Raw genomic sequence first — 22004 nt, 5'->3', positions numbered from 1 at the left:
TAACAATCAGCGTCGCCGGAACACAGCAAGCGGTTTCGGTCCAGCGCGTACCACCCGTTCGATCCCCTACGTGTGCCTTGCGCGAAAGGTGTGTTGTGCCGCGGAACATACGAGTCTTCGATGACGGACGGCCCAAGCTCAGCGTGGTCGTCCCCTGCTACAACGAGGCGGAAGTACTCGCCCACACCCATGCACGTCTGGCCCGTGTCACCGACTCGCTGACCACGTTCGACTGCGAACTGGTCTACGTCGACGACGGAAGCAGCGACGGCACTTGGGACCTGATCGACTCCCTCGCGAAGAACGAGCACCGTGTGCGAGCGGTCAAGCTGAGCCGCAACTTCGGCCACCAGGCCGCCTGTCTCGCCGGGCTGCGCGAGGCCGAAGGCGACGCGGTCGTCGTGATCGACGCCGATCTGCAGGACCCGCCCGAGCTGATCCCCGAGATGGCGGCCCTGTGGCGCGAAGGATGGTCCGTCGTCTCCGCGCGGCGCCGCAGCCGCGAGGGCGAGACGGTGTTCAAGAAGGCCACCGCCTACGCCTTCTACCGCCTGCTCAACTCCCTGTCCGACCACAACCTCGCCCTGGACACCGGGGACTTCCGGCTGCTCGACCGCGAGGTCGTGGCGCTGCTCGCCGCCAGCGGGGACAAGAACCTGTATCTGCGCGGCGCGGTCAGCTGGTTCGGGTTCCCCGAGACCAGCGTCGGCTACGACCGCGACGCACGGCACGCGGGCGAGTCGAAGTACACCCTGGGCAAGATGCTCGCCCTGTCCCGGCGCGGGCTGCTCGCGGGGTCGGTGGCGCCGCTGCGCCTGTCGACGTACCTCGGCACCGCCGTCCTCGCCGGCGGGATCGCCGCCGCGGCCGTACGACGGGATCCGCGCCTGCTGGCCCGCCCCGGAACCTTCGGCGCCCACGCGCTGGCCCTCGGCATCGTCGGCGAGTACCTGCACGCGGTGTTCCGGCAGGTCCAGGGCCGTCCCGACTACGTCGTCGAGCAGCGGCTCGGTGCCGCCGACGCCCTCCCCTCCGTCCCCTCGTCCGACCCTTCCGCAAAGGAGCGTGTCCTCCTGTGACCACGCAGGCACCCGCGTCCGACCGCACGGCCGGCCCCGACCCCGATCCGGTCGACGTCGTCATCGTCGGCGCCGGCTTCACCGGCCTGTCCGCCGCGCTCGAACTGGCCTCCCAGGGGCGCAGCGTGCGCGTTCTCGAGCGGGAGGACCTCGTCGGCGGACTCGCCTCGAGCTTCGACATCGGGGACCGCAAGCGGCTCGAACGCTTCTACCACCACTGGTTCTCCTCCGACACCGAGATGATCCGGCTGTGCGAGCGCCTCGGCATCTCCCATCTGCTGGAATCCCACGAGACCCGCACCGGCCTGTACTACGCCAACTCCGTGTACCGGCTGTCCGCCCCGCTCGACGTCCTGCGCTTCGCGCCGCTCGCGCCGCGCGACCGGATCCGCCTCGGCCTGCTGGCCCTGCGGGCCCGGAAGGTCAAGCACTGGCGGGAGCTGGAGTCCCGCACGGCCGAGGAGTGGCTCGTCTCGCTCGGCGGCCGACGCGTGTACGAGGTCGTGTGGCGTCCGCTGCTCGAAGGCAAGTTCGGTAAGTACGCGGACCAGGTCGGCGCCACCTGGATGTGGACGAAACTGCACCTGCGCGGTGGCAGCCGCACCAAGTCCGGCAAGGAGACCCTGTACTACATCAGGGGCGGCAGCGAGGCGCTGCTCGACGCGCTGCGGCGCCGTCTGGAGTCCCTCGGGGTCGACATCCGTACCGGCGTCGAGGCCGAGGCCGTGCACACCGACGGCGCCTCGGTCAGCGGGGTCCGCGCCGGCGGCGAGTTCCACCCGGCCCGGCAGGTGCTGATCACCACCGCGCCGCAGGTCGCGGCCCGGCTGCTCGACCACGAGGACGCCGCCCACCCGGCGGTGCCGGAGCTGCTGCGCAGCTGGTCGTCCGTCGACTACCTCGGCAATGTGTGCCTGGTCCTCGAGAACCGGCGCAAGCTGTCCGACACGTACTGGCTCAACGTCAACGACCCCGACTTCCCCTACGTCGGCGTCATCGAGCACACCAACCTCGACCGGCCGGAGCGCTACGACGGCAGGCACGTCGTCTACCTCTCCAAGTACCTGCCGACGGACGCCGAGCTGTACCGGATGACCGACGAGGAGGTCTTCGAGTACAGCCTGCCGCACATCCGGCGGATGTTCCCGGCCTTCGACCGCAGTTGGGTGGAGCGCTTCCACGTGTGGCGTGCCGAGTACGCCCAGCCGGTGATCACGCCGCACTACACGCGCACCATGCCGTCCGTGGAGTCGCGGGTGCGCGGCCTCTACCTCTCCGGCATGGCGCAGGTCTTCCCCGAGGACCGCGGCACCAACTACGCGGTGCGCGACGGGCGTCGGGCCGGACGGCTCATCGCCGACCGCATCACGGCCGCCCCGGCCGACCCTTCCGCCACGAGCGTCCCGTCCGGCCTGTCCGCCACGACCGATCCGTCCGCCCCGTCCGCCACGACCGCGGGGAGCAGCAGCGATGTCTGACCTCATGTCCCTGGAGCAGGCGGAGGCGCTGACCACCGAGCAGGTCCACGACCTGTATCGGACGTACGTCAGCCGCAGCCAGGTCTCCCTCATCGGTTCCTTCGGCTTCGGCCGGGACCTGGTCGACCACGCCGAGGGAGCGTGGATCCATCTGCGCGACGGCCGCCGCGTCCTGGACTTCACCGGCGGAGTCGGCGTCCTCAGCCACGGCCACAACCATCCCCGCATCCTCGCCGTCCGCCGCCGCTTCCAGGAGCAGCGCCGTATGGAGGTGCACAAGAACTACCTCTCCCCGTACGTCGCCGCGCTCAGCCACAACCTGGCGCAGCTGCTGCCCGGGGACCTCGACATCAGCTACTTCCCCAACTCCGGTGCGGAGGCGGTGGAGGGGGCCGTCAAGCTGGCCTACAAATACCACCGCGGCCGGCGCGGCACCGTCCTGCACACGGACATCGCCTTCCACGGCAAGCTGCTCGGCGCGGGCAGCCTCACCGCGTCCCCCGAGCTCCACTTCCCGTACCCGCGGATCCCGGGCACGGACACCTTCGGCTACGACGACCTGGACTCGTTCCTGCTCGCCCTGGACCGGCACACCGACTCCTCCGGCGTGTGCGACGTGTACGCCGTCGTCCTGGAGCCGTTCAGCGCGTCCAGCCTGCGTGAATGCTCGCCCGGTTTCCTGCGCGAGGTGCGCAGGATCTGTACCGAGCGGGACATCGTGCTCGTCTTCGACGAGGTGTACACGGGCTGGGGCAAGACCGGTGCGCTCTTCCACTTCATGCACCACCCGGGGCTCGTCCCGGACGTCGTGACCACGTCCAAGTCCTTCGGCGGCGGCAAGGCGTCCATCTCGGGCTACATCGCTCGCGGGCCGATCTTCCGGGCGGCGTACGACAACCTGGCCGACGCCACCCTGCACAGCACCACCTACTACGGCTTCGGCGAGGAGACCGCGACCGCCCTGGAGGCCGTGGCGATCGCCGTGGAGGACGACTTCCCCGGCCGTGCCCGCGCGCTCGGGAAGCGCCTCGACGACGGGCTCGCGCGGGTGGCGGCCCGCCACCCGAAGCTGGTGCGGCGGCTCGCGGGCCGCGGAGCCCTGCACGGGGTCTTCCTCACGCCCGGTCCTCAACTCCCCGACGCCGTACGGCGGAGACTGCCGACGTCGGCGGCGAAGGACCCGCAGGCGGTGTCCAAGCTCCTGACCGGCGCCGTGATCGCCGCCCTGTACCGGGACCACAACATCCTCACGTTCTTCGGCTCCAACCGCCACATCGCGCTCATCGTGTCGCCGCCCCTGGTGGCGCAGGAGGACGAGGTCGACCTGTTCGTGAACGCCCTGGACGAGGTGCTCGACCAGGGTCCGGCCCGCCTGCTGTCGGGCCTGGTCAAGGAGAAGGTGACCGCGTGACGCTCCCCGACCGCGGGAACCTCGCCAACCCAGGGAAACTCGCCAACCCCATGAAGCTCACCGACCGCACCCTGTACGACTCGGGGCTGCCGGAGTGCTGGGCGCACCTGTACGAGGCGCTGCGCCCCGCCGACGCGCTGCACCGGGCGGTACAACACACCGTCGAGAGCCTGAACCGGATGCCCGCGGGCTACCGCTGGGGCACGGCCGTCGCCCTGCGCCTGTTCCCGGCGGCCTTCCGTGCCGTCGCCGGCCACCGCCCGGACGCCGCTTCCACCGAGGACGCCCGCGCGGCGCTCGCCCGGCTGCGTACCTGGCCCGGCTACGGCGAACTGCTGCGGGCCACCACGGCGCTCGCCCTGTACGGAGCCCTCGACGGCGCCCGCGTCACGCGCCTCGCGGGGCCGCGCGCGGCGGAGGTGACGCGATGAGCCGCCTCAAGGGCCGCGCCGCCGACGTCGAGTGCGACGCGCTGGTCATCGGCTCCGGAGCGGGCGGCAGCGTCGCCGCGCTCGAACTCGCCCGCGCGGGACGGCCGGTGACCGTCCTGGAGGAGGGGCCGCGCGTGACCACCGCCGACCTCGCGCAGGCGAGCCCCGCCGAGTCGATGCGCCGGCTGTACCGCAACGCGGGCGCGACCGCCGTGTTCGGGACGCCGACCATCGCGTACGGCGAAGCCCGTGTCGTGGGCGGCACCACCGTGGTCAACGGAGGGCTGTTCTGGGAGCCGTCGGCCACCGTCCTCGACCGCTGGGCCTCCTGGTCCGGGTACGACGGCTACCGCTCACCCACCGTGGAACGCCACTTCGCCGTGATCCAGCGGGAGCTGGGCATGATCACGCAGGAGCACGGAGACGGCAACGAGGACTCCCGGCTGCTCGCGCGGGCCGCCGAGTCCCTCGGCTGGCGCTGGCAGCACCCGCAACGCGTGGTGCGCGACTGCGCGCACCGCAACCAGTGCGCCACGGGCTGCCCCAGCGGGGCGAAGCAGAGCATGGCCGAGTCCTATCTGCCACGGGCCGAGGCCCTGGGCGCGCACATCGTCCCCGGGACGCGCGTCGAGCGGATCGCCCACCGCCGCGGCACGGTGCGCGCCGTGGAGGCGGTGGACCAGGAGGGGCGCCGGGTGCGCTATCGTCCGCGCGACGTGTTCCTGGCGGCGGGCCCCATCGGCACGCCCGTGCTGCTGCGCCGCAGCGGCATCCACGCGCGCACGGCGGGACGGCGCCTGGCCCTGCACCTCAACCTGCGCACCGTCGCCCGCTTCCCGCGGCCCGTCGACGCGGTGCGCGGCACCATGTTCACCGCCCAGGTCCAGGAGCACTCGGCGCTCGGGATCCTCGTCATGCCCTCCAATCTGACGCCCGGCGGCCTGGGCGCCGCGCTGGCCGGGCGTGCCCCGGCCGAGGTCGACCGGCTCCTCGCGGACCGCGCCCACCTGGGCATGTTCACCACGCAGGTGCGCATGCAGGGCAGCGCGGCCGTCGCCGCCGTCGTCCGCGGCACACCGGTGCTCCGCCACGCCATGACGCCCGCCGACCACCACGCCCTGCGCCTCGCGTTCAAACGCACGGCCCGACTGCTCTTCGCCGCGGGCGCAGTGGAGCTCGTGCCGCCCACCAGCGGCGTCGCGGCGCTGCGGAGCCCCGCGGACGTGGACGCCTACTGCGACCGGGTACGCCCCGCCGACTGGGAGCTGGTGTCGGTGCACGGCATGGGCAGCGCCCCCATCGCGCTGCCCGAGCGCGGCGGCGTCTGCGACGAGTCGGGCCGCCCGCACGGCTTCACCAATCTGCGCCTGTGCGACGCCAGCGTGCTGCCCGGCGCCCCCGGCATCAGCCCGCAGGGCACCATCATGTCCTTCGCCCGCGAGATCGTGGGCCGTCATCTGGAGGCGGCGTGAGCCGGCCGACCACTCGTACCTCTCGCACCTCTGGCTCCGCGCGGAAGCGCGTCACCGCCGAGGGCGCCGCCTTCAGCCCGGCCGCCGTGGTCGCCTCGTGTGTCGGATTCGTCCTCATCGGCGCGCTGCAGGCGCTGTACGGGCCCGCGATCCCGGCGCTGCGCGAGGAGTTCGACCTGTCACCCTCGACGGCGGGGCTCGGTCTGAGCGCCCACTTCGTCGGCGGCGTGGCCGGCGTGCTGCTGTTCGACCGGCTCTTCGGCCGCATGGGCAACCGGAAGATCCTCGGCAGCTCCTATCTGTTGATGGCGGTCGGTGCCGTCGGGTTCGCGCTCGCCCCGAACTGGCCGCTGGCCCTGGTCATGGCTCTGCTCGCGGGGCTCGGCTTCGGCGGCATCGACTACGGCCTCAACCAGTTGTTCGCCGTCGGCTTCGGGCGCCGCTCGGCGGCCATGCTGAACATCCTCAACGCGCACTTCGGCATCGGCGCCATCCTCGGCCCGGCCCTGATCGGCGCGGTCGGCGCCGCTCACTACCCGGCGGTGTTCCTCGCGTTCGCCGTCGCCAACCTGCCGCTGCTGCTGTTCCTCCGCGGCGTCCGCGACCAGGTGCCGTCCCCCCTCTCCGACGAGGAACTCCCCGGTGGGAAGGCGGTGCTGCGGCGCAGCCTTGCGTCAGTGCTCACCATGTTCGTCACCCTGTACGTGCTGCATGTGGCCATCGAGGCGGGTGTCGGCGGCTGGGAGCCGACCCACCTGGAGACCGTGGGCTACGGTGCCGGTGTGGCCGCGACCGCCACGTCGGTGTACTGGCTGATGATGACGGCGGGCCGGTTCCTCGTGGCACCGCTCGCGCTGCGCTTCTCGGCACAGGCCATCATCACCGTCTCCTGCGCGGGCATGACGGTGTGCCTGCTCCTCGCCGCCGTGCCGGGCCTGGCGCCGTACGCGTACGCGGGCGTCGGCCTGTTCATCGCGCCGATCTTCCCCACCGGGCTGCCCTGGCTGAACCGTGCCGCCCCACGCGCCCGCAGAGCCGGGGCCCTGGTCATCGCCGCCTCCATGGTCGGTGGCGTCGTGGCCGGCCCCGCGCTCGGAAAGGCCATCGAGTGGTCCGGCGTCCGGGCGGTACCGCTGCTCCTGAGCGTCGTCTCGGCGCTGTGCCTGGCCGCCACGCTCTGGCTGATCCGTGCCACGAGGACGCGCTGACCGGTGCCGGCCGGACCCGCTGCCCCCGGACCCGCCGCTCCACGCCCCCCGCCCCCGGGGGGGGGGGGGGGGGGGGGGGGCGGGGGGGGGGGGGGGGGGGGGGGCGGGGGGGGGGGGGGCGGGGGGGGCGGGGGGGGGGGGGCCCCGCCCTGGGTTTACCGGGCCCCCCGGACGGGGTTTCCGGGGCCGGCCGGCCCCGCGGCCCCCGGCCCCCCCCCCCCCCCCCCCCCCCCCCGCGGCCCCCCCCCCCCCCCCCCCCCGTACCCGCACTCCCGAACCGGAGGAAGACCCCGCATGCCCGCTCTGACGACGACGTCCGACGGCTTCCTGTTGCACGGTGAGCCGTTCCGGATCGTCTCCGGCGCCCTGCACTACTTCCGCGTCCACCCCGACCAGTGGGCGGACCGGCTGCGCAAGGCCCGACTGATGGGCCTCAACACGGTGGAGACGTACGTCCCCTGGAATCTCCACCAGCCCGAGCCCGAAAGCCCCGTGGTGTTCGACGGCCTCCTGGACCTGCCGCGCTTCCTGCGCCTGGCCGATGAGGAGGGGCTGTACGTCCTGCTGCGCCCCGGCCCGTACATCTGCGCGGAGTGGGACGGCGGCGGGCTGCCGGGCTGGCTCACCGCCGACCCGGACATCCGGCTGCGCAGCAGCGACCCGCGCTTCACCGGCGCCGTGGACCGGTACCTGGACGGGCTGCTGCCCCCGCTGCTGCCGCACATGGCCGCGTCGGGCGGCCCGGTGATCGCCGTGCAGGTGGAGAACGAGTACGGCGCCTACGGCGACGACCGCGCCTACCTCGAACACCTGGAACGGGGCCTGCGCGACCGTGGCGTCGAGGAGCTGCTGTTCACCTGCGACCAGGCGATACCGGAGCACCTCGCCGCCGGCAGCCTGCCGGGCGTGCTCACCACCGGCACCTTCGGCGGCAAGGTGCCCGCCGCGCTCGCCACCCTGCGCGCCCACCGGCCCGGCGCGCCCCTGATGTGCGCCGAGTTCTGGATCGGCTGGTTCGACCACTGGGGCGGCCCGCATCACGTGCGGGACTCGGCCGAGGCCACCGCCGCGCTCGACGAACTGCTGGCCGCCGGGGCCTCGGTGAACCTCTACATGTTCCACGGCGGCACCAACTTCGGCTTCGCCAACGGAGCCACCCACGATCACACCTTCGCCCCGACCGTGACGTCGTACGACTACGACGCCCCGCTGCCCGAGCACGGCGACCCGGGCCCCAAGTACCGCGCCTTCCGCGAGGTCATCGCCCGGTACGCGCCCGTGCCCGACGAGCCCGTCCCCGCACCGTCGGCGAAACTCCCGGAGACCTCCGTGGAGCTGGAGCGCCGCATGCCGCTGCTGCCCCACGCCCTCTCACTCGCCGAGGCATCGCGGCACAGCGAACTGCCGCCGACCATAGACGCGTTGGGCATGGCCGCCGGGTTCGCCCTGTACCGCACCACGGTGCCGGCCGGCGGCGACGGCCTGCTCCGCTTCGCGGGAGGTGTGGGCGACCGCGCCCAGGTGTTCCTGGACGGCGCGCCCGTCGGCGTACTCGAACGCGAGCGCCTCGACGAGGTCCTGCCCGTTCGCGTGCCCCGCCCCGGCGCCACCCTCGACGTCCTCGTCGAGAACATGGGCGGCGTCAACTACGGCCCGCACATCGGGGCGGCCAAGGGACTGCTCGGCCCGGTCTCCTTCGACGGGGCCGTACTGCGGAACTGGACCTGCGTCCCGCTGCCCCTCGCCACGCCGCCCACCCTCGCCCCGACGACCGGCGAGGGCGCCATCGAGACGGCCATCGGTTCCGCCGCCGACGCCGCCACGGAGCCTGTCGCCGGCGCCGCCCCGGAGACCGCCACCGGCCCCGCCACCGAACCGGTCACCGGTCCCGACGCCGGTCCCGCCTTCCACCACGGCACCTTCCACGTGACCGATCCCGCCGACACGTTCCTCTCCCTGCCCGACTGGACCAAGGGGCAGGCCTGGATCAACGGCTTCCCCCTGGGCCGCTACTGGCGCCGCGGCCCCCAGCGCACCCTGTACGTCCCCGCGCCCGTCCTGCGTCCCGGCAGCAACGACCTCGTCCTGCTCGAACTGCACGGCTCCACCCGCCCGCAGGCGTACCTGACCGCCACCCCCGACCTCGGACCGGAGAAGTCCTGATGCCCACCGCACCCCACCGCCTGCGCGTCCCCGCGCCCGCCGCACCGCCGCTGACCGGCCATCTGCCGTTCGCCGACGCGGCCGAGGCCACGGACCCGATCGAGGTGACCAGCCGCTACCTCACACGCGGCGGCCGCCCCTGGTTCCCTGTCTCCGGCGAGTTCCACTACAGCCGCTACCCGGCCGACCGCTGGGAGGAGGAGCTGCTGAAGATGAAGGCGGGCGGCGTGACGGCCGTCGCCAGTTACCTCATCTGGATCCACCACGAGGAGGTCGAGGGCCGCATCCGGTTCGACGGCGACCTCGACCTGCGCCGCTTCGCCGAACTGTGCGCCCGCCACGGCCTGGACTTCATCCCCCGCGTCGGCCCCTGGTCGCACGCCGAGGTGCGCAGCGGCGGGCTGCCCGACTGGCTGCTCGCCCGCGCCTGCGTCCCGCGCACCGACGACCCCGCGTACCTGGAGCCCGTACGCACCTGGTTCGCGGCGATCGCCGGGCAGCTGCGCGGCCTTGACCGGGCGCACGGCGGCCCGATCGTCGCCGTCCAGATCGAGAACGAGCTGTACGACCAGCCGGGACACCTGCGCACCCTGAAGAGGATGGCGCAGGACGCGGGACTGAGCGCACCACTGTGGACCTCCACCGCATGGGGCGGCGTCCAGCTTCCCGGCGACGAACTGCTGCCGCTGTACGGCGGCTACCCCGAGACGTTCTGGACCGAGGCGGACGGCGGCTGGCCCGACACCTGCCGCAAGCACTTCTTCTTCACCCACCAGCGCGACGACGAGGGCATCGGCGCCGACCTGCGCCCCACCACCGTGCGCGGCGCCGACCCGGACCTGTACCGGGACCGGTTCCCCTGGGCCACCTGCGAGCTGGGCGGCGGCATGGCCGCGTCCTACCACCGCCGGCCCCGCGTCGAGGCCGCCGACGTCGGCGCCCTGAACCTGACCAAGATCGGCTGCGGTTCGGTCTGGCAGGGGTACTACATGTTCCACGGCGGCACCAACCCGGCGGGCGAACTGACCTCGCTCCAGGAGTCGCACGCCACCGGCTATCCCAATGAACTCCCCCTGCTCACCTACGACTTCCAGGCCCCGCTCGGCGAGTTCGGCCAGGTCCGCCCCTCGTACCACGAACTGCGCCTGCAGCACCTGCTGCTCGCCGACTTCGGCGAGCGCATCGCCCCCATGCAGTCGGTCCTGCCCAAGGAACAGCCGGCCGGCCAGCACGACCGGGACACCCTGCGCTGGGCGGTGCGCGGGGACGGTGCCTCCGGCTTCCTGTTCGTCACCAACCACCAGCCGCACGAACAGCTCCCCGCCCACCCGGACACCTCCTTCACGGTCGAGTTCGAGGACGCACCCGAGCTGAACCTGCCCAGCCTCCCGGTCACGATCCCCCCGGGCGCGTACTTCTGCTGGCCACTGCACCTGGACGTGGCGGGCGCCCATCTGGAGTGGGCCACCGCGCAGCCGGTGTGCACCGTCGACGACGGCGGCCGCACCGTCCTGGTCCTGGCGGCGACGGACGGCATCGCCCCCGAACTCGCGCTGCGGGCCGACACGGTGGCCTCGGTGAGCACACCGTCCGGCGAGATCGTCACCGTGGGCGGGCGCATCCTCGTGACCGGTCTGCGCCCCGGCGCCGACGCCCTCGTCGAGGTGGACACGGCCGACGGGCAGCGGATCGGCCTCCTTGTCCTGGACACCGCGACCGCGCGCACCGCCTACCGGGGGCGGGCCTGGGGCGCCGAGCGCCTGGTCCTGTGCGGTGACGGCGCCGTGGTCTTCGACCACGACGAGGTAAGGGTGCACACGACGAGAACACGACCGTCTTTCGCCGTACTCCCGGCGCCGCGCGGGCAGTTGGGCGTGCGGGGCGCGGAGCTCGGAGAGGCGCCGGACGGCGTGTTCACCCGGTACACCGTCGTCGCCGACACGGAGCCCGGCTCCCCCGCCGCCCCGCAGCTCACCCTCGTACGCCCCGCGGGTCCTGCCCCCGCCCCCACGACCGGGGTCATGGGCCGCGCGAGCGCCCCCGCCGACGAGGCGTACGACACCGTCGCGGCCGAGTACCGGGTCGAGGTCCCGGACGCACTGCCCGCCGGGGCGCTGCTGCGGCTGCGCTGGAGCGGCGACACGGCTCGCGCCTACGCCGGCGGCGCCCTGGTCGCCGACCAGTTCCAGGCCGACCGGCCCTGGGACATCGCCCTCGACCGGCTGCCCGCCGACGGGCCGCGGACCGACGGCCTCCGGCTGCGGATCCTGCCGCTCCCGGCCGGCGCCCGCGTCCACCTGCCCGCGCGGGCCGCCGCCGACGCCGGGGCGGTGTCCGTCACCGACGCGCGGTGGGTCCTGCCCCGCACCTGGGCGATCGGCAGGGCGTGACGCCGGTGCGGGGTGGGGTCAACCCGGCCGTTCCGCCCCTCCCCGCACCACCTATCCTGTGACCGCGCACAGCACCTCCCCGACAAGGCCGAAAGCTCGAAGGACTCCTCCGCCATGACCCGAAGCCCCGCCGACGGCACGGCGACCGCCAAGGGGCGCAGCCGCCGCAGCTTCGCGGGGACCCGGCCCGTGATTGACGACGTGGCCAGACTGGCGGGCGTGTCCAAGCAGACGGTGTCCCGGGTGCTCAACGACCACCCGGCGGTCCGGCCCGCGACGCGCGAGGCCGTCCTCGCCGCCATGCGCACCCTCGGCTACCGGCCGAGCCGCAGCGCCCGCTCGCTGGCCAGCGGCCGCACCCGGATGCTCGGCGTGATCTCCTTCGACGCGGCCCGCTTCGGTCCCGCCTCCATCCTCACGGCGATCAACTCGGCGGCCCAGGAGTCCGGTTACCTCGTCAGCTCCATCGCCCTCGACACCGCCGACCGGGACACGGTGCTGCGCGCCGTCGACCGGCTCAGCGCGGAGAGCGCCGACGGCGTCATCGCCATCGCCCCGCAGGAACGCGTCGGCAGGGCGCTGGCACAGGCCGGGATCGACACCCCCCTGGTCGTCCTGGAGAACGACCTCGGCGACGGCACCCCCTGGGTCGCCGCGGACTCCCGGGCCGGCGCCCGCGCGGCCACCGAGCACCTGCTGCGGCTCGGCCACCGCACGGTCCGCCACATCGCGGGACCGGCCGGCTGGACGTCCGCCGACCGCCGTGTGGAGAGCTGGCGGCAGACACTCGAGGACGCGGGGGCGCCCGTTCCCGATCCGCTCTTCGGCGACTGGAGCGCCGACTCCGGCTACGCCCTCGGCCGCACCCTCGCCCACGACCCGGACGTCACCGCCGTCTTCGCCTCCAACGACCAGATGGCCCTCGGGGTGCTCCGCGCCTTCCACGAGGCCGGGCGCCGCATCCCCGAGGACGTCAGTGTCGTCGGCTACGACGACATCCCCGAGGCGGCGCACATGCTCCCGCCACTGACCACGGTACGAACCGGCTTCCCCGAGATCGGCCACCGGGCCCTGCGGCTGCTCCTCGATCGCATCGACGGCACCACCGAACCGCCCGTCGCCTCCGTCATCCCGGTCGAACTCGTCGTCCGACGCAGCACGACCCACCCGGCGGCGTGCTGATCGCCCTGAGCGCGGCGTCCCGTCTGGTTGTCCGTTCGACGTGATGTGCGCTGCGGGGATCGGCATTCTCGGTAGCGTGATCATCCGCGTGGAGTGTCCATGTGTCCGGCTGGTCCGTGTGAGGGCTTCCGGCGGAAAGTGAGGAGGCTGCGATGAGTGAACTGACGAAGCCCGAGGTCCACGTTCCGGAGGGTGATGCTCCCACCGAGCTGACCATCCGGGACCTGGTCGTCGGGGACGGGACCGAGGCGAAGCCGGGCATGGTGGTGAGGGTCCACTACGTCGGGGTCACCTTCGAGTCCGGGAAGGAATTCGATGCCTCCTGGGACCGGGGCGAGCCGTTCAAGTTCGCCGTGGGCGGTGGCAGGGTCATCAAGGGCTGGGACCGGGGGGTGAGGGGAATGAAGGTGGGCGGTCGGCGCGAGATCATCGTTCCCCCGCGCCTCGGCTACGGCAAGCAGTCCCCCTCGCCGCTGATCCCCCCGGGTTCGACGCTGATCTTCGTGGTGGACCTGCTCTCGGCCTGATGCAGCGAGCCCCGGCCGGCCGGTGAATCGGCCGGGAGCGGCACGGGCGACACCGTCCTGCGTCTTTATCGGGGCACCGGGCAGTGGAGGGCGCCGGGCAGTGGAGGGCGCCGGGCAGTGGAGGGCGCCGTTCACCCCGGACCGAGGCGGACGCGGGCGTTTGACGACACTCCCTCTCGGTGCGTTCCGCGGGGCGGAACGCGTGCAGGCGTCGGGCAGTTCCGTCATCCGGCGCAGGTTCCGTTCGCCGACGTCGCCGTCCAGCCGTACGGAAGCGCGGTCGCGGTCCCCGCGGGTGCGCACGGTGAGGACGGTGCCTCCAGGCGTGGTGTAGGCGCCGGGGCCGGTCCGCTGCGCGGTGTCGCCCGCGATGCAGCTGACGGCGGTGGTCTGGTACTCCTGGAGAGTTCCGTTCCGGATGGACAGCACCTGTGGCGGCCGGCGCGGCTGCGCCGACCAGGGCCAAGACGACGGCGGTGGCCGTGACGATGCGCACGATCTTGCCTTCTCTGTAGGCGACTTGCTGGGTACCGTGCCGTAGCCGTCGGTCCGCCAGATTCCGTCGGTGGTCGGCCGGTGGGTAGCGTGGGCTGGCCCCACCTCCGATGGACCGGACAACCGGATGGCCCGGTGGCTCCCGTGTCGGCGACGTCGACGGCGACGGCGACGGTGACCCCGACCGGGCCTTTGCGCAGGTCCGCCCAGGAACCGTCCGGCCCGACGGGAAACTCGACGGCGAGGTCAAGAAGTTCGTCGTGGAGCGCGACCTCAAGAACGCCCGGAACCTCCAGGACTTCGCCGCCGGGCGGATCACCTACGCCGACCTCCCCGGCGGGCAGGGCTACCTGCGCATCTCCGGCTTCGGCGGCTACGCGGGCGGCGCTGCCTCCTACGCCGCCGAGCTGGCCGAGCTCGACAAGGCGCTGGACACGGTCCTCGGCCAGGAGCGCACCCGGCACCTGAAGGGCCTGGTCATCGACTTGCGGATCAACGGCGGCGGCTCCGACGCCATGGGGCTCCACATCGCAGGGCGGCTGACCGACACCCCCTACCTCGCCTACTCCAAGCGGGCCCGCAACGATCCCGAAGACCCCACCCGGCACACGCGCCCCCAGCCCCTGTACGTCACGCCCGCCCAGGGCCCCCGCTACACCGGACCGGTCGCCGTGCTGACCGGCGGCTCGACCGTCAGCGCGGGAGAGACCTTCACCCAGGCCCTCATGGACCGGCCCGGCCGGACCGTGCGGATCGGGCAGCCCACGCAGGGCGTCTTCTCGGACGTCATGGTGCGCGAGCTCCCCAACGGCATGTCGGTCTGGCTGCCGAACGAGGAGCTGCTGACCCGGTCGGGCAGGACCTTCGACGGCGCGGGCATCCCGCCGCACCTCACCGAGCCGGTCTTCACCACGGAGGAGTTCGACCAGAACAAGGACTCGGCCTTCGACCGGGCCGTGAAGGTCCTGCGGGACTAGGACGGCTCCTCCAAGGGACGCCCCGGCCCAGCAGTTGTCGTGAAAGTGTCACGCCCACATCAGGAGTGACGCGAGGGCGACGGCTGCTTGGTAGGACTGGGCGGCCTTTCAGCGCTGCCGGGTTCCGGCAATCTGCTGAGGCCCTTTGGTACACGTCAAGGACCTGTCAATGCCGCGTATGGAACCTGTACGGTCCGTAGCGGAGTGCCGGGAAGCCTGGTCGGCGAACAAGGGACACGTGTCTTCTTCTGTCGATCGGGGGATATCCGCCATGGTGCTCGTCGCCGTCTTCGGAGCCGCGCTGCTCGTCGCGGTCCTGCTGTCCGGGCTCGCCGCCCGCACCGTCCTGTCCACCTCGCTGCTCTTCCTCGTCGGCGGGGCACTGGTCAGCGACGGCTTCCTCGGACTGATCCACATCTCTCCCGAGAGCGAGATCGTCGCGGTCACCGCCGACCTCGCCCTGTTCTCCGTCCTGTTCACCGACGGCATGCACGTGTCCTTCGCCAAGCTGCGGGCCAACTGGCGCAACCCCGCCCGCGCCCTCGGTCTGGGCATGCCGCTGGCCTTCGTCGGCACGGCGCTGATCACGCACTACCTCGTGGGCCTGGACTGGACGACCTCCTTCCTCGTCGGCGCGGTCCTCGCGCCGACCGACCCCGTGTTCGCCTCCGCGATCGTGGGCCGCAAGGAGGTCCCCGCCCGGCTCCGCGAGCTCCTCAACGTCGAGAGCGGCATCAACGACGGCCTCGCCCTGCCCGTCGTCCTGATCCTCATCGCCGCCGCCGGACCGACCGCCGCCGGCGCCGAGGCGTCCTACGGAAGCATCGCCCTGGAGCTCGGCCTCGGCCTCGCCTTCGGCGTGCTGCTTCCGCTGCTCGTCAACGGACTCGTACGCTTCCGTCTCCTCGGGGCGGAGCCCAAGCTCCAGCCGCTGCTTCCGCTGGCCACGGGCATCGTCCTCTACGCGGCCTGCCACCTCACCCACGCCAACCCCTACCTCGCCGCGTTCTCCGCGGGCGCGGTCCTCGCCGCCGTATCGCCGGAGTCGAAGAACGCCTTCGAGCCGCTGGGCGAGTCGCTGGCCGAACTCGCCAAGTTCGCCGCCCTGCTCGTCTTCGGCGCGCTGCTCACCCCGCAACTCTTCGGCGACCTCTCCCTGGGCGGATACGTGGCCGCGGCCCTGACGATCGTGCTGATCCGGCCGGGTTCGCTCCTGCTGTCGCTGTGGGGGACCCGGATCGACCGCCGGGAGAAGCTGGTCGCCGCATGGTTCGGCCCCAAGGGCTTCGCCTCGGTCGTCTACGGCCTGCTCGTCCTCCAAGCCGGGATTCCGCAGGGCCAGGAGGCGTACACACTGATCGCCGTCTGCATCGCCTTCTCGATCATCGCCCACAGCAGCACCGACGTCCCCATCGCCCGGCTCTTCCACGTCGACGACCTCATCGAGGCCGGCACCACTGCTCCGGCCGAGCCCGAGGACCCTACGACGACCAAGGCCCGTCCCCATGCGCGCACGTGACCTGGCCCGGCCCTGCACTCCCGTGCATCCGGACAGGCCATGGCCCCACTCCTCCGCTGCTACCTGCGACGGCAGTTCAGCTGCCTGCACGGCCGACACGCACACCCCCTCGCGACAAGGAGTCCGATGCGATGAACGACGACGAGCCCGTCTTCAAGAAGAGCAAGTGGGGCACCAACCGCTACGTCTACAACGCCAACAACCCGATCGGTCTCGCCCTGATCATCATCAGCAGCGGCCTCGCCATCGTCATGATCCTCCTCATGGAGAACCACGCGGGTCCCTTCGCCCCGCCCTCCTCTCCCACCTGGAGCCCGCCTCGGTCGCAGGACCCGTGGCCGTTCCCCTCAGACGGGCCATGACCGGCACGGCCACAGACATGAAGGCCCCGAAGAGCTTCGCTGCCTCGGTGTGGCAGAGCGTGCGATCAGGCCCCTTCCGTCCACGCCAGGCCGCGCCGACAGCCCCTGCGACTCCCGTCCGAACCCGGCGGGTCACCGTCACTTGGGCGGCAGACCGGCGGCGAACGCGTACCCCTGGTCCACCCACTCGGCCAGGGCCTCGTCCTCGGTTACGGCGGAGGCGTCGACGACGATCCAGCCGCGCATCGGGCGACCGGTGAAGTCGAAGACCCTCGCTCCTGGGCGCGCGAGGGCGGCGTCGGTGGCGTCGGTGCCGACGCGGACCATCAGGTCGTCGCCGATCACGCCCACCGCCATGTTTCCGGCGTGCAGGAAGGCCAGCCCGCCGAACATCCGCTTCTCCGTGACCGCGGGATCCGCTCCCAGACGGGCACGGACCCGCTCCGCCAGTCCCTCGTCGAATGCCATGCCGCCCCCGTGATCAGTCCTGCGGCGCGCTCAGCCGCTGTTCCAGATCCCGCAGATCCTTGACCAGCGAGGATCGCACCTTGCGCCCCATGAGCGGCGCAGCGAGACCGTACGGGCCGGACGCGTCACCCCGTACACGGATCCGAGCGAGCGTGCCGCCGCCGGGGTCCGGGTCGAAGGTGTACGTCACGTGCATGGGCATCGGGCCCGCCACCGACACCATGTCCAGGAGCCGCGGCGGATCGTGAGCGGCGACGCGCAGCACGTAGTCGATCCGCTTGCCCAGGAAGTACGCGGTCCGCGTCACCTCGGCACCGACACCGAAGCCGCCCCCGTCGGCCTGGCGCGTCAGCTCCGCCGTACGGATGCCCTGCGTCCACTCCGCGTCGTGGCGCCAGTCCATCGCGTAGGCGGCCACCCGCTCGGGGGGCAGCGGGATCACCCGCTCCACAGCTACGTCGATGCCCATCGCTGCCTCGCTCCCTCTTCCCGGTCATGCGCGCACTCCATGGACGCACCCCGGTCCGCTACCGGCAACCTGCGGACCTTCGCAGCCGCGGGTGAACTCCCCGACACCAGCCCGACGAGCAACACTGTGAGGAGGCGGACACCGTACGGATCCGATCACCGGGAGCGTCCCGCGGGCCTGCGGTGCGGGCGGAGGACCGCCTGCTTCAGCCACGGGAGACGGAGATGAACGGTTCGGTTCGGATCGGACGGGTTCTCGGCGTGCCGCTGCGCGTCCACTGGACCGTGCCCCTGCTCGTGGTTCTCTTCGGATACGGCCTGGGTGCGCAGACGCTCCCCGCCTGGCTTCCGGACCGGTCGGACGCCGTGTACACGGTCGCCGGGCTGGTGGGGGCCCTGCTGCTCGTCGGAAGCCTGCTGGCTCACGAGGCCGCGCACGCGATCATCGCCCTGAGGAAGGACATCCCCGTCCAGGACGTCACGCTCTGGGCGCTGGGCGGGGTGACGCAGATGGGCAAGCCGCGCACGGCCGGTGCGGCCTTCCTGGTGGCGGTCGGCGGGCCGCTCACCAGCCTCGCCGTCGGCGCGGCGGCGCTCGGTGCGGGCGTCGGGCTGAACGCGCTGTTCGGCTGGGCGGTACCGGCGGCCGTCCTGGTGTGGCTGGCGTGGGTGAACTTCTTGCTGGGCGTGTTCAATCTGCTGCCCGCCGCGCCGCTCGACGGCGGCCGTGTGGTGCAGTCGGTGATCTGGTGGCGTACCGGAGACCGGGACCGGGCCGAACGAGCAGCCGCACGCGGTGGCCAGGTACTCGGGTTCCTGCTGATCGCCGGCGGCTGGGTCTCCGTGCTGCGCGGCGCACTGGGCGGCCTGTGGCTGATGGTCGTCGGGTTCTTCGTCCTGATCGTCGCCAACGCGGAGCGACGGCAGGCCGGCATGGCGGCGGCCCTGCACGGGGTACGAGTGGCCGACGCCATGTCGAGCCCCGTGGAGACCTGCCCCGACTGGATCACCGTGGAACGCTGCGTCGACGACGTGGCGCTGCGAGCCCACCATTCCGCCCTGCCCCTGATCGACGTCGAGGGCCGCCCCAGCGGCATGGTCGAGCTGTCGCAGTTCGCGAGGATCCCCGTTTCGAAGCGTGCGGAACTGCGGGTACGTGACCTGGCGACCCCACTGTCCCAGTGCACCACTTGTACGCCGGACGAACTGGTGGAACACGTCCTCGAAAACGTCCGGCCGAGCAGGAGCGGCATGCGGATCCTCGTCACCGAAGGCGGGCTGCTGGCGGGCATCATCACCGCACGTGACATCGCCCGGCTCGTCCAGCGGCACGCACTCCGCGGTACGAACAGCGGTACGAACCGTGGTACGAACGGCCATAGGAACAACGACGCGGGCAACTGACGAACCCCGGGTGGTGGTCACCCCGGGCTTCCCTGAGCCCTCGCCGTCGCCGCTCAATCGCCGGACGTGCGCCCCCGACCCGGCACCTGGGAAGCCCTCGCGGCCTCGGCCTCGGCCTTCGCGTCGCTCACCACGGCGGCGGCCTGCTTCGCGACCTCATCGGCAGCCGCGGCGGCGTCGAGCGAAAGCGGCGAGCCTGTCTCGAGCTCCGGAGTCCTGCCGTCGTCGGACGCGCCGCCGGCATCGGCACTGGTTGCCTCCTCCGGTTGCGCAGATGGCGCGGATGCGGGAAGGCCCATCGTCGACTGATCGCCGAACGCGTGGGTGACGGCGCGAACTGCCTCGGTCAGCTCCCCCGGGATCACCCAGAACGTGTTGTTGTCGCTCTTCGCCAGATGCGGGAGCGTCTCGAGGTACTTGTAGGCCAGGATCTTCGGGTCGGCATTGTTGCGGTGAACGGCCTGGAAGACGCGCTCCACCGCCTTCGCCTCGCCGTCCGCCCGCAAGATCATGGCTTGCTGCGTGCCCTGTGCTTCCAGGATGTCCTTCTGCTTCGTGCCCTCCGCGGTGAGGATCTTGGCCTGCCGCTCCCCTTCGGCGTGCAGGATGGCCGCGCGCTTGTCGCGCTCGGCCCGCATCTGCTTCTCCATCGCCTCTTTGATGGTGGTCGGTGGATCGATGGCCTTGATCTCGACGCGATTGACCCGGATGCCCCACTTGCCGGTGGCGTCGTCGAGAACGGCGCGGAGGCGGGCGTTGATCTCCTCGCGTGAGGTGAGCGTCTCTTCCAGGTCCATGGAGCCGATGACGTTCCGCAGCGTGGTCACGGTGAGCTGATCGATCGCCTGCAGGTAGTCGGCGACCTCGTAGGCCGCCGCCCGCGGGTCGGTGATCTGGTAGTAGAGCACGGTGTCGATGTTCACCACGAGGTTGTCCTCGGTGATCACCGGCTTGGGGGCGGACGAATAGACCTGCTCGCGCACGTCGAGCTTGGTGTTGATACGGTCCGCCACCGGCACGACGAAGTTCAGGCCGGGTTGCAGCGTCCGCCGGTACCTGCCGAACCGCTCGATGTTGTAGCGGCGTGCCTGCGGCACGATCCGCACCGTGGCGGCCACGAGGAAGACGACGACGATCGCCGCCACGAGAATCGGGATGAGAACCGGATCCACAATTCCTCCGTTGGGATGTGTTCAGCCGTTCACGGAAGGAGTTCGCGGGGGTAGACGATGGCCGTGGCGCCTTCGATCTCCATGACATCCACGAGCGCTCCCACGGGGATCACATGGCTCTCGTCGAGGGCACGGGCGGACCATTCCTCGCCGGAGAGCTTGATCAGGCCGTGGGTCGCGGTGACCTCTTGCATGACCTCGGCCCGCTTGCCGATCAGCGCATCGCTGCCCTCGCGCGTGAGGGGTTGCTGTGCCATCTGCCGCAGTGCGACAGGGCGGACGAGGACGAGGCCCGCTGCCACTGCCACCCCGAGCGCCACGAGCTGGCCGAGAAGCCCGACACCGACACCGGCGACCACAGCGGCAACCAATGCGGCGCCCGCCAGCAGCCCGAAAACCAGGGTCAGGGTGAAGAACTCCGCGACACCCAGCACCCCGGCGGCGAGCAGCCAAACGAACCACGGCATGGAGTCAGCCTCCTACTGAGAGGCTTACCCACCAACGTATCCCCAGGAACCCGGACAGAAGGGACCCATCCAGCCTGGTCTGCGATCAGACCCACGAAGCACGCCACCGCACCCACACCACCTGGGCGGCACCGGACCGGACCAAAGGGCACGGTCGGCGTTGCGGACCTTCACGGGTACGCAAATCAACCCGTGGCCGCCTCAAAGGCCTGGGCCAGCTGCTGGCGCGAGTGCACTCCGATCTTCTGCAGGGCCCGGGCGACGTGCTGCTCGACGGTGCACGGGGAAAGGTGCAGCGTGGCGGCTATCTCCCGGTGGGACATGCCCGCGGCGGCGAGCTCCGCCACCTCCGCCTCCCGCGGCGAGAGCATGCCGCCGTAACCGGGACGGCCCGGCGGTCGGCGTCCCCCGGCGGGCTGGAGACGCCGCAGGTCGGCGCGGGTGCGGGCGGCGTCCCAGGTCGCGCCCAGCGAGTCGAAGACCGCGGTGCGCCCGACGAGCACGGAGGCGGCGGAAGCCTCGTCGTACCCGCGAACTCGTCGGTCATCGCCGCGGCCCTGGCCGCCTCCCCGGCCCGCAGCGTCGCCTCCACCGCCCAGGGAGCGAGTTCCGCGCCCCAGGCCCCAGATGCCCTTGGCGCGCAACCGCCTCCACGCGGCGGCCTCGGCGATGTCGTCGTGGGCGAGCGCAAGCCGTATCAGGGCCCCGGAGGCGGTCGCCGAGATCACCACCGGACCGGTGCCGGGGTCGGCCGTCTCCGGGCCGGTCAGATGGGTGACCGTCTCCGCCCACTCGCCGCGGGGTGAGGGCGAGCAGGCCGAGGACCATACGTGCGTCGGAGGCCAGGTACGGCGGACGCACTCGACGTCCGGATCGACCTCGGAGGGGATGACCTCCGGGCGGTCGTCCCGCGCCGAGACGTCACTCGACTCCACCCGGGCCTCCCCGGTAGAAGTGCGCTCCCCAGGTCGACGTGCCGGTGAAGTCGGTGGAGATCTGATAGGCGTTCGGGTTCGTCACGTAGGCGGAACCCACCACCGGCTTCATCGTCGTGCCGGCCGCGACGGACTGGTAGGTCAGGTTGCGGATGCAGGCCGCACGGCTCCAGCCCTCGGACGGGAAGCGTCCGCTGCCCATCCATTCGTTGCCCGGTCCCGGATCCCCTCGGATGCCGGGGTAGACCGTGTTGGACGGCTCCTCGCAGCCCTTCACGTCCCGGTTGTATCCGCCGAGGTAGTTGCCCATCTGCGTGTAGTTGTTGGTGGCTTTCGCGAGGAAGGGCGGCGGAGTCGTTGGGGCGGTCCGCCGCCTCGATGTAGGTGCTTTCCTTC

Annotated in this window: 19 protein-coding genes and 1 pseudogene; 14 read left to right on the top strand and 6 right to left on the bottom strand. The window is 72.0% G+C overall.

Annotation, left to right across the window (positions count from 1 at the left end; all coding sequences use genetic code 11):
* Positions 1-95: 95 nt before the first annotated feature.
* The 13 genes and pseudogenes from ACZ4VK_RS07680 to ACZ4VK_RS07620 all read left to right on the top strand — a co-directional run bounded on the left by ACZ4VK_RS07680 (position 96) and on the right by ACZ4VK_RS07620 (position 16694).
* Positions 96-1079 (top strand): glycosyltransferase family 2 protein, encoded by a 984-nt coding sequence (locus tag ACZ4VK_RS07680; RefSeq protein WP_468349577.1) that lies wholly within the window; start codon positions 96-98, stop codon positions 1077-1079.
* Positions 1076-2557, top strand: a complete 1482-nt coding sequence (locus ACZ4VK_RS07675; protein WP_468349576.1) for an NAD(P)/FAD-dependent oxidoreductase — start codon at positions 1076-1078, stop codon at positions 2555-2557. The genes ACZ4VK_RS07680 and ACZ4VK_RS07675 overlap by 4 nt, the downstream gene beginning before the upstream one ends.
* A complete protein-coding gene (locus tag ACZ4VK_RS07670; protein WP_468349574.1) occupies positions 2550-3968 on the top strand; it encodes an aspartate aminotransferase family protein in 1419 nt (472 codons plus the stop codon). The genes ACZ4VK_RS07675 and ACZ4VK_RS07670 overlap by 8 nt, the downstream gene beginning before the upstream one ends.
* Complete coding sequence (locus ACZ4VK_RS07665) at positions 3965-4399, top strand: hypothetical protein (protein WP_468349572.1); 435 nt, start codon at positions 3965-3967, stop codon at positions 4397-4399. The genes ACZ4VK_RS07670 and ACZ4VK_RS07665 overlap by 4 nt, the downstream gene beginning before the upstream one ends.
* On the top strand, positions 4396-5871 hold the full coding sequence (locus ACZ4VK_RS07660) for an FAD-dependent oxidoreductase (RefSeq protein ID WP_468349570.1): 1476 nt from the start codon (positions 4396-4398) through the stop codon (positions 5869-5871). The genes ACZ4VK_RS07665 and ACZ4VK_RS07660 overlap by 4 nt, the downstream gene beginning before the upstream one ends.
* An 86-nt stretch (positions 5872-5957) precedes the next feature.
* A complete protein-coding gene (locus ACZ4VK_RS07655; protein WP_468350793.1) occupies positions 5958-7079 on the top strand; it encodes an MFS transporter in 1122 nt (373 codons plus the stop codon).
* Positions 7080-7373: 294 nt separating this feature from the next.
* Entirely contained in the window at positions 7374-9242 is a 1869-nt protein-coding gene (locus ACZ4VK_RS07650) for a glycoside hydrolase family 35 protein (protein WP_468349568.1), read from the top strand.
* On the top strand, positions 9242-11632 hold the full coding sequence (locus tag ACZ4VK_RS07645) for a beta-galactosidase (protein ID WP_468349566.1): 2391 nt from the start codon (positions 9242-9244) through the stop codon (positions 11630-11632). The genes ACZ4VK_RS07650 and ACZ4VK_RS07645 overlap by 1 nt, the downstream gene beginning before the upstream one ends.
* Before the next feature lie 114 nt (positions 11633-11746).
* The gene (locus tag ACZ4VK_RS07640; RefSeq protein ID WP_468349564.1) at positions 11747-12814 is read left to right on the top strand and encodes a LacI family DNA-binding transcriptional regulator; all 1068 of its coding nucleotides are present in this window, start codon (positions 11747-11749) and stop codon (positions 12812-12814) included.
* A 152-nt stretch (positions 12815-12966) separates the two neighbouring features.
* A complete protein-coding gene (locus tag ACZ4VK_RS07635) occupies positions 12967-13341 on the top strand; it encodes an FKBP-type peptidyl-prolyl cis-trans isomerase (RefSeq protein ID WP_468349563.1) in 375 nt (124 codons plus the stop codon).
* 671 nt (positions 13342-14012) lie between these two features.
* A pseudogene (locus ACZ4VK_RS07630) lies at positions 14013-14813 on the top strand (S41 family peptidase); the annotation flags it as partial.
* Positions 14814-15084: 271 nt separating this feature from the next.
* The gene (locus ACZ4VK_RS07625; protein ID WP_468349562.1) at positions 15085-16332 is read left to right on the top strand and encodes a cation:proton antiporter; all 1248 of its coding nucleotides are present in this window, start codon (positions 15085-15087) and stop codon (positions 16330-16332) included.
* Positions 16333-16463: 131 nt separating this feature from the next.
* A complete protein-coding gene (locus tag ACZ4VK_RS07620) occupies positions 16464-16694 on the top strand; it encodes a hypothetical protein (protein ID WP_468349560.1) in 231 nt (76 codons plus the stop codon).
* Between the two features lie 138 nt (positions 16695-16832).
* Here ACZ4VK_RS07620 and ACZ4VK_RS07615 read toward each other — a convergent pair whose 3' ends face one another.
* Both ACZ4VK_RS07615 and ACZ4VK_RS07610 read right to left on the bottom strand, forming a co-directional pair.
* Positions 16833-17162 carry a TfoX/Sxy family protein gene (locus ACZ4VK_RS07615; protein WP_468349558.1) on the bottom strand — a complete coding sequence of 110 codons (330 nt, stop codon included), beginning with the start codon at positions 17160-17162 and terminating at the stop codon, positions 16833-16835.
* A gap of 13 nt (positions 17163-17175) precedes the next feature.
* Positions 17176-17631 (bottom strand): SRPBCC family protein, encoded by a 456-nt coding sequence (locus ACZ4VK_RS07610; RefSeq protein ID WP_468349556.1) that lies wholly within the window; start codon positions 17629-17631, stop codon positions 17176-17178.
* Between the two features lie 224 nt (positions 17632-17855).
* Here ACZ4VK_RS07610 and ACZ4VK_RS07605 point away from each other — a divergent pair, with 224 nt between their 5' ends.
* The gene (locus tag ACZ4VK_RS07605) at positions 17856-19034 is read left to right on the top strand and encodes a site-2 protease family protein (protein WP_468349554.1); all 1179 of its coding nucleotides are present in this window, start codon (positions 17856-17858) and stop codon (positions 19032-19034) included.
* Between the two features lie 53 nt (positions 19035-19087).
* Here ACZ4VK_RS07605 and ACZ4VK_RS07600 read toward each other — a convergent pair whose 3' ends face one another.
* From ACZ4VK_RS07600 to ACZ4VK_RS07585, 4 genes are all read right to left on the bottom strand, one after another.
* Positions 19088-20206, bottom strand: coding sequence for an SPFH domain-containing protein (locus ACZ4VK_RS07600; protein ID WP_468349552.1), 1119 nt, complete (start codon positions 20204-20206; stop codon positions 19088-19090).
* A 29-nt stretch (positions 20207-20235) separates the two neighbouring features.
* A complete protein-coding gene (locus ACZ4VK_RS07595; protein ID WP_468349550.1) occupies positions 20236-20673 on the bottom strand; it encodes an NfeD family protein in 438 nt (145 codons plus the stop codon).
* Between the two features lie 185 nt (positions 20674-20858).
* Positions 20859-21608 carry a helix-turn-helix transcriptional regulator gene (locus ACZ4VK_RS07590; protein ID WP_468349548.1) on the bottom strand — a complete coding sequence of 250 codons (750 nt, stop codon included), beginning with the start codon at positions 21606-21608 and terminating at the stop codon, positions 20859-20861.
* Entirely contained in the window at positions 21595-21918 is a 324-nt protein-coding gene (locus tag ACZ4VK_RS07585; RefSeq protein WP_468349546.1) for a neprosin family prolyl endopeptidase, read from the bottom strand. The genes ACZ4VK_RS07590 and ACZ4VK_RS07585 overlap by 14 nt, the downstream gene beginning before the upstream one ends.
* Positions 21919-22004: the final 86 nt, after the last annotated feature.

Source organism: Streptomyces sp. NPDC028711 (genome assembly GCF_055565415.1).
Note: the sequence above shows the minus strand (reverse complement) of the source record. Positions and strands in the feature narration are given on the sequence as shown.